Origin of the sequence: Lactococcus formosensis, from assembly GCF_018403745.1 — a bacterium.
In the GTDB taxonomy this organism is placed as follows: domain Bacteria; phylum Bacillota; class Bacilli; order Lactobacillales; family Streptococcaceae; genus Lactococcus; species Lactococcus formosensis.
This window is the reverse complement of sequence record NZ_BOVP01000008.1, coordinates 76,821-83,847: the sequence shown is the minus strand read 5'-3', so window position 1 is coordinate 83,847 and position 7,027 is coordinate 76,821. Positions and strand designations below refer to the sequence as shown.

Sequence of the window (7,027 nt, the reverse complement as noted above, 5' to 3'; positions counted from 1 at the left end):
ATTGGGAGTTTAGCTCAGCTGGGAGAGCATCTGCCTTACAAGCAGAGGGTCAGCGGTTCGATCCCGTTAACTCCCATTGAATATGTTATAATATATTCAATGACAATTAAATATCGGAAGGGTAGCGAAGAGGCTAAACGCGGCGGACTGTAAATCCGCTCCTTCGGGTTCGGGGGTTCGAATCCCTCCCCTTCCATAGTTTTACGGGCATAGTATAAAGGTAGTACAAAGGTCTCCAAAACCTTTGGTGTGGGTTCAATTCCTGCTGCCCGTGTTTGTATTATGGCGGATGTGGTGAAGTGGTTAACACACCAGCTTGTGGCGCTGGCACTCGCGGGTTCGATTCCCGTCATCCGCCCTTTTAATGGGGTATAGCCAAGCGGTAAGGCAAGGGACTTTGACTCCCTCATGCGTTGGTTCGAATCCAGCTACCCCAGTTCAAATATTTATTTGAGAAAATAGTCTGTTGCCGAAGTGGCGGAATAGGCAGACGCGCCAGACTCAAAATCTGGTTCCTTCACGGGAGTGCCGGTTCGACCCCGGCCTTCGGCATATCAAAAAACAGCTTGTTCCTTATAGGTAGCTGTTTTTTTTTGCTTTTGTATCCGATTTGTATCCATGAGTTAGAAATCTTGAAGCACTTTTCTTATTTGTTCATTCTCTTCTTCATGCAATTCTTTAAGAACATGACCATAAGTATCTATAATACGCTGTATATTTTTATGCCCCATGTTTTTTGCAACAACCGCAATATCTACTTTTTTTGCCAGTAGCACACATGCATAGGTATGACGACATCCAGTAGCTACTATTGAGGGGCTTATATTTAATTCATTGAGGTATTTCTTTAGTGCCTTGTTAATACCATTATTTGTTGGTAAACCGTGCCTTCTATCAAAGAATATGAGACCTTGTGAGAGTTGAACTATATGATAGTTCTTTTGCTGTTGTAAAAGCTCTTTTAGAATATCAATTACATCTCGACTTACTGGAATTTCACGAACAGAATAAGGAGTTTTAGGTTTACCTGCATCCGTATGCCTAGCACTATCAATTCTCTTATGGGTTTTAATTAGGTTTTGTTTAAAATCTATGTCTTCCCAAGTTAGAGCTAATGCTTCACCAACACGCAGACCAGTTTTGAACAAGATAAATATTAAGTAGGGCATTATACTTTCTGGATAGTCTAGTATACTTTTCAGATATTTTATAATTTGTTGATAGTCTTCTAAACTACTGATATACTTTTCTTCTATCTTTTTAGGTTCTATTTTTGCATGTAGTTTGATTCCCTTTGTAAAGTCGTTTATATTTAAGTCATCTCGTTTTGCAAGTTGAATAGTCTCTCTAATACAAGAATTTAATCTTGATAAGTAATCTTGACCTATGCCTAATCCTATCTCATTCATTATTTTTTGATATTGGCTATGTTTTATTTTACTAGCAATCATATCGTTAAAGAATGTTTCAATTTTTTTGGAGAATTGTAGATACTTCTTTTTTGTCTGATCAGATTTATTTGATGGTAAAATTTCTAAATTATACCATACCATATATAAATCATAGAGGGTAGAAGAATTATCAAATTTTCTTCCTTTAAGGAAATCAAGTTCTGCTTTTTTTCCAGCTATTTCTGCCTCTTGTTTAGTAACAAAACCACCTTTTCCAGTTATATATTTTCCTTTATCTTTAAGGTTGTAATACCATTTTTTACCTCTAGGATACACTCTTAAGGGCATTATAATCACTTCCTTTTAAATCTAAACCAAGCATCTCATTTACTACTGTTACAGGACAAAAGTTTAACCTTTTGTTGTCGTAAAAAGGATATCCTTTTTTTACCATGATTTGTTTACCCTCTCTAATAATACGAGAAGCAACTGATTTTGTCATTCCTGTTTGTTCGATAATCTCATCTTTTGTAATAATATTCATGTGTTTTCCCTTTCCACTTTACTATAAGATAGCTTTTATATCGCCGTTTTTACTCTTCACGACTTGATTTTCACATTTCCCCCAAGTTTTCTCTTTAGAAAATTTAGCCATTTTTTCTAAAAAGTCAAAAGCGTCAATAACTTGAATTTTTCCAGCATTTCCACCGCATGTATCATCTAGCCAGTTTCCGAAAACTTCTTTATTTAATTCTAAATGTTGCCAGACATGAATATACCCTTTATTTATAGCCTCATCCGCAATATTCTCTGCTATTTCTAAAGGCATAGATACCCACCCATTCTTAATAAATAAACAATCCGCAAGGGTTAAAACTTTGTTTTTATCAAATTTTTCTTTATTCATTTTTGTCCTCGATTTCTTTTTTCTTCAATCCAAATTTTTGTAAAATTTCTAATGCAGCTTTTTTCATTGTGTCATCATCATCTATTTTTTCACAAATCACAGAACCTATAGAAAACATCTCTTGATTTTTGCTATCGTATATCCCTAAATAAAACTGAGTTCTCATATATCCTAGGGAAACGCAACGTATTTCATAAGGGACACGTCGTGCTATCTCATGTCTTTTTATCTGCCTATTCTCAAAGCTCTCTGTCTGTTCAAATTTTGGCATTAGATTATTAATAAATGTTTCTCTACTATCCGTACTCGTTAAGAAGAGATACCTTGCCAGCCAATGCTTATCCTTACCACGTGAGTTAATCGGACTATAATTTTTAGGGTCTGCAAGTCCTAGAAATTCTTTATTATTGAACTCTTTACCAGAAATTTCATTAAATATAGAAACTTCCTCTCCTTGATATAAGCCTGAGGGGTCGAAGGTTTTATTTTTACCAGAAGCAGGTATCAAGTGTAATCTATCCGTGAGTAATAATCCCATTCTTTTAGCCAAGTGGCTTTTTCCACCTTCACTTACTCCCCAAATATATACTGTTGATAAATTTCTCCCATTAACCTTATATTCTTCGCCTTTATGCTGTAAGTATTCTTGGAAGTCTTTTTCAAATTCTCTACGGTATCTTTTATAAAGCTTATCAGCTAAAGCTCGATCAAATTCTTTAAAAAATAAGTCTCGAATTTTAGGTAAATATAACTCCCCATTCATAATTTGTTCGGAAATATCGGCTACAAATTCATCTATGTTTTTTTGCACATTTACTTTTTCTTTGCCTTTTATCAATTCAAGATAATTACAATTAATAGTATTTACTGCAGATACTTCATAAGGATACTTACCATCTATCATAGCTTGTTCTGTTCTATGACTTAAATATCGAGCGGAACCAGCTATTGTATTTGTATGTTTGCAATTATCAGGTCGTGAAACATTGAATATTTTCATCACAGCTGTTTGGGTTTTTCCGTTTTCAAAACTTACAAGAATGTGAACGTGTAAGGGTTTAGGTAGACCATCTGCTAATATATCTTTATCATGAAAAGCATAAGCACACCAATCTTTATCAGAAATATTTTGCTTAATAGTATTGTCTATTTTGTCTTTCCATTGTTTTGGGGTCATGTCTGATGTTACATTTCCTTTTTCGTCATGAACTTCATAATCATAATTCAAAGTTATATTATAAGTTCTAAATCTTCTCGCCTGTGCCACATAATAACCTCCTTTCTTAATTGTCTATTCAATTCATAATATTCATTTTCATGGATTTTCATTTTGCACAAAATTATACCCTGTGCAATATTACATTAATTTTTCTTTTTAGCTTCGCAATCCCTTCGGGTACTCTAGGACGGAGTTTTCGAGTACCCGTAATATTACAAAGTACATTTTATTATTGCACTTGCACAGTATACTTTTTGTAAAACATACTTTCTTTTTCTCATTTTTCTAGTCAAATCCTCGTCGGTCGTGGTCGCCTTATCTCTTAACGACAAAAGGGAGCTTAATGCCTTTAGGGCAACGCTCCCTTTTGTCTAAGATGTCGCCCACTGACAAGAATTAGCCTAGCTTTCTAAGTGTTCCATTGTACCAAAGCATAATACCTTTACGGTCTGTAATTGCCCCGTGGTTTGTAATCTCAACAGAAACTTTGTCATTCATGGCAACTTTTGGCTTTTCAGTTGAATTAATAAAGAAAGTTTGACGTAAGAAGTCGGAACCTGGTTCCATAATTTGAACTTCAGTTCTCCAACCATTTGGTTCATTTACTTTTTTATCTGGATTCCATTTTGTACGTTCTACTGGGTCTGCATTTACATATAGTTCTTGAGCTTTTTGAATTTGTTTGACGATGTCGTCTGCGATTTTATTTACATTGATTGTGATTTGTGCCATTTTAGCACCTCCATTATTGTTTTTTGAATATATTTTTTAAGCCTTTATTTTCGAGTGCTTCAACTCGTTCCGTTAGAGCCATTACTTGATTATGCAGAGTAGTAATATTTCTCTGTAAGATTTGGTTTTTATCTTCCAAATTCTTAATTTTTCCTTTTGCAATGTTGAAATTACGTGTTAATCTTGATAATCTATCGTCTTGTTCGGCACGTTTTTCTTCAGCAAGATTACCCCATATTTCAGAAATAGCATATTCTTTGCTTTTACCGTCTGACAATAATTTTTCAAGTTCTAAGAAGTCCTGTAAGTCGTCTTTTGAAAAATCATAGGTTGTCCGATTTTTTCTCGCCCTGCCATTCTTAACTTTAATGCGCTTAAAATTATGACCAGAGATTTTTTCAATTTCTCCTCTCCATTTACGAATGGTATTATAAGGCCGATTAAGCTTAACAGCTAATTCTTTATAGTTCATCCTACTTTACTTATAGACTGAATTTTTCTATATTGTTGTGCATCAACATTGTCTGCTCGCCAATTAACTTCAATTTCATCTGTATCATCAATAAGCTTTTGAGTATAAGTTTCAGTCATTTCACAAAGGTCCTTGTAATTCACGACCATTTGTTCACTTGTTACTTCCTCACAATCCGTTGGTAGAAGTCTACCGAGTAACATTACGTTTGCGATAATCCCAAGACCTTTTCTTAGGTCATCTAATTCAACTTTAGTTTCTTGCATGACTTTAAGTCCCTTCTAGAATTTGTTATAATTGTTTTAGTTATTTTTATAAGTCTCTTTCTCCTTGGTCGTGGAAAGAGATTTTTTATTCAGTGAAACCTCCTTTATGCTATAATATGGGAAGATAGATTTTATAAATAATCAAAAGATTAATTATTAATCTATAAATTAATATTAATCTTTTGATTAGTAAATGTCAAGTAGAAGGTGTGTAATTTTATGAACTTTTATCAGAAACTACAAGAACTCGCTAAAGATAAGGGTGTTTCTTTTAAACAAATTGAAAAAGACTTAGATTATCCCACTAATACTCTATATAATTATAAAAGTAAAGACCCAAGTGGGCAAAGACTTATTGAACTAGCAGATTACTTTGATGTAACTACAGATTATCTCTTAGGGAGAGAAGAAAAAGAAGTAAAAGTTAGTCCATGGGCAGCAACTGTAGCAAGAGCAACTGTAAAGCTAATTAAACCAGGATTACCAAAAGAAGAAACAAGAAAGTTATTGTTACAGATTTTTGGGAATAAAGCTCCAGAAATTATTGCTGCTCTAGAACAAGAATATTACGATAAACCAGAGAATGCTGAAAAAATAAAAATTAATGACGATTTATACCAGCAAAAAGAAATAAAAAGAGTTATTGAAGAAAATCTTGAAAATAAAAACTAACAACAAAAATAATGTTGTTAGTTAGAATCCGTCTCCGATTTCAGAACAAGTTCTTCATCTACACGGATTTTAGTCATACTTTTATTGGAATTTAGGATAGTATAAAATGAGGTTCATGTAATATCTAATGAACTTGAAATAACTATTACTATTTTACTCTCAGTATAATTTCAAAAGTGAAGATAGATTCAAATATAAAAAAGAATAGGAATTTAGCATATAGTTCTATTCTTTTTCAACATAGATATATAAGAAAAGGTTACAAAATGTCAGATAAAATAAAAATTAAAAAGATTAATAGATTTGACTATAAGTTAGAAAACTTTAGAGATGTAAAATCTGTTACTCCAAAGAAAAAATATAAGGTACTAGAAACTTTTGCTGGGGCTGGTGGCTTAGCTTTAGGATTAGAAAAGGCAGGATTGACTTCAGTAGGAGCGTTGGAGTTAGATAAAAATGCAGCTCAAACTTTGAGAGACAATCGTCCTGAATGGAATGTTATTGAAAACGATATTTCTTTAGTGGCTGACCAAGGAATTCAACAATATATTGATGATACTGAGGTAGATATTTTAAGTGGAGGGTATCCTTGCCAATCATTCAGTTATGCTGGAAAAAGAGAGGGTTTAGCAGATACACGTGGAACATTGTTTTATCCATATAGTAAGATTCTTTCAGAATTAAAACCTAAAATATTTATTGCTGAAAATGTTAAAGGACTTGTTAACCATGATGAAGGACGGACACTAGAAACTATGATAGAGGTATTCGAGTCTAATGGTTACAAAGTTTGCTGGAATGTTTTAAACGCCTGGAACTATGATGTTGCTCAGAAGAGGGAGCGTATCGTGATTATTGGGATAAGGCAGGATCTTATAGATAAGGAAAAGAAGCCATTTGCTTATCCCAAGGCTCAAGAATATAAGCCAGTATTACGTGATGTTTTAAAGGATGTTCCTGAGAGTGCAGGAACGGAATATTCAGAAAAGAAAAAACAGGTAATGAAGCTTGTACCACCAGGAGGCTCTTGGGTAGACTTGCCAGAGCAAGTTGCAAAAGATTATATGGGTGCAAGTTGGTTTTCTGGAGGTGGCAAAAGAGGAATGGCTAGACGTCTAAGCTGGGATGAACCAAGTCTGACATTAACTACTTCACCAAGCCAAAAGCAAACTGAACGGGCTCATCCCGATGATACAAGACCTTTTACTACAAGAGAGTATGCAAGAATTCAAAGTTTTCCTGACGAATGGAATTTCTCTGGAGGAACAGGTGCAATTTATAAACAAATAGGTAATGCTGTACCTGTTAATCTTGCTGAGTATGTAGGTAAGGCAGTAGTTGACTATTTAAACCAATTTGAGGATTAAC

9 protein-coding genes and 6 tRNA genes are annotated in these 7,027 nt (G+C 34.0%); 8 read left to right on the top strand and 7 right to left on the bottom strand.

Annotated elements, in window-relative coordinates; translation table 11 throughout:
- Positions 1-3 precede the first annotated feature (3 nt).
- The 6 genes from KJS37_RS09195 (at position 4) to KJS37_RS09170 (ending at position 552) form a co-directional block, all read left to right on the top strand.
- A tRNA-Val gene (locus KJS37_RS09195) sits at positions 4-76 on the top strand.
- Between the two features lie 39 nt (positions 77-115).
- Positions 116-196: transfer RNA gene (locus KJS37_RS09190), tRNA-Tyr, on the top strand.
- Positions 197-203: 7 nt separating this feature from the next.
- Positions 204-274 (top strand) — tRNA-Trp (locus KJS37_RS09185).
- Positions 275-285: 11 nt separating this feature from the next.
- Positions 286-358: transfer RNA gene (locus KJS37_RS09180), tRNA-His, on the top strand.
- Positions 359-365: 7 nt separating this feature from the next.
- Positions 366-437, top strand: a tRNA-Gln gene (locus tag KJS37_RS09175).
- A gap of 31 nt (positions 438-468) precedes the next feature.
- A tRNA-Leu gene (locus KJS37_RS09170) sits at positions 469-552 on the top strand.
- Positions 553-623: 71 nt separating this feature from the next.
- Here the strand turns inward: KJS37_RS09170 and KJS37_RS09165 are convergent.
- The 7 genes from KJS37_RS09165 to KJS37_RS09135 all read right to left on the bottom strand — a co-directional run bounded on the left by KJS37_RS09165 (position 624) and on the right by KJS37_RS09135 (position 4,987).
- Positions 624-1,739: a site-specific integrase gene (locus tag KJS37_RS09165; RefSeq protein WP_244851388.1), complete on the bottom strand. Its 1,116-nt coding sequence runs from the start codon at positions 1,737-1,739 to the stop codon at positions 624-626.
- Positions 1,717-1,935, bottom strand: a complete 219-nt coding sequence (locus KJS37_RS09160; RefSeq protein WP_195917431.1) for a DUF3173 family protein — start codon at positions 1,933-1,935, stop codon at positions 1,717-1,719. The genes KJS37_RS09165 and KJS37_RS09160 overlap by 23 nt, the downstream gene beginning before the upstream one ends.
- A gap of 21 nt (positions 1,936-1,956) precedes the next feature.
- Entirely contained in the window at positions 1,957-2,298 is a 342-nt protein-coding gene (locus tag KJS37_RS09155; RefSeq protein WP_213497014.1) for a hypothetical protein, read from the bottom strand.
- The gene (locus KJS37_RS09150) at positions 2,291-3,565 is read right to left on the bottom strand and encodes a Rep family protein (protein ID WP_213497012.1); all 1,275 of its coding nucleotides are present in this window, start codon (positions 3,563-3,565) and stop codon (positions 2,291-2,293) included. Before KJS37_RS09150 ends, KJS37_RS09155 begins: the two co-directional genes overlap by 8 nt.
- A gap of 348 nt (positions 3,566-3,913) precedes the next feature.
- Entirely contained in the window at positions 3,914-4,249 is a 336-nt protein-coding gene (locus KJS37_RS09145) for a hypothetical protein (RefSeq protein ID WP_195917434.1), read from the bottom strand.
- Positions 4,250-4,262: 13 nt separating this feature from the next.
- A complete protein-coding gene (locus KJS37_RS09140) occupies positions 4,263-4,721 on the bottom strand; it encodes a hypothetical protein (RefSeq protein WP_213497010.1) in 459 nt (152 codons plus the stop codon).
- Positions 4,718-4,987, bottom strand: a complete 270-nt coding sequence (locus KJS37_RS09135; protein WP_195917436.1) for a hypothetical protein — start codon at positions 4,985-4,987, stop codon at positions 4,718-4,720. The genes KJS37_RS09140 and KJS37_RS09135 overlap by 4 nt, the downstream gene beginning before the upstream one ends.
- A 219-nt stretch (positions 4,988-5,206) precedes the next feature.
- Between KJS37_RS09135 and KJS37_RS09130 the strand changes: the two genes are divergently transcribed.
- Positions 5,207-5,659, top strand: a complete 453-nt coding sequence (locus tag KJS37_RS09130) for a helix-turn-helix domain-containing protein (protein ID WP_213497008.1) — start codon at positions 5,207-5,209, stop codon at positions 5,657-5,659.
- Between the two features lie 266 nt (positions 5,660-5,925).
- Positions 5,926-7,026: a DNA cytosine methyltransferase gene (locus KJS37_RS09125; protein ID WP_213497006.1), complete on the top strand. Its 1,101-nt coding sequence runs from the start codon at positions 5,926-5,928 to the stop codon at positions 7,024-7,026.
- The last annotated feature ends 1 nt before the right edge of the window (position 7,027 follow it).

Excerpts from the sequence above, each read along its gene's own strand:
- KJS37_RS09165 (WP_244851388.1), bottom strand. The coding sequence starts at position 1,739 with ATGCCCTTAAGAGTGTATCCTAGAGGTAAAAAATGGTATTACAACCTT.
- KJS37_RS09160 (WP_195917431.1), bottom strand. The coding sequence starts at position 1,935 with ATGAATATTATTACAAAAGATGAGATTATCGAACAAACAGGAATGACA.
- KJS37_RS09155 (WP_213497014.1), bottom strand. The coding sequence starts at position 2,298 with ATGAATAAAGAAAAATTTGATAAAAACAAAGTTTTAACCCTTGCGGAT.
- KJS37_RS09145 (WP_195917434.1), bottom strand. The coding sequence starts at position 4,249 with ATGGCACAAATCACAATCAATGTAAATAAAATCGCAGACGACATCGTC.
- KJS37_RS09140 (WP_213497010.1), bottom strand. The coding sequence starts at position 4,721 with ATGAACTATAAAGAATTAGCTGTTAAGCTTAATCGGCCTTATAATACC.
- KJS37_RS09135 (WP_195917436.1), bottom strand. The coding sequence starts at position 4,987 with ATGCAAGAAACTAAAGTTGAATTAGATGACCTAAGAAAAGGTCTTGGG.
- KJS37_RS09130 (WP_213497008.1), top strand. The coding sequence starts at position 5,207 with ATGAACTTTTATCAGAAACTACAAGAACTCGCTAAAGATAAGGGTGTT.
- KJS37_RS09125 (WP_213497006.1), top strand. The coding sequence starts at position 5,926 with ATGTCAGATAAAATAAAAATTAAAAAGATTAATAGATTTGACTATAAG.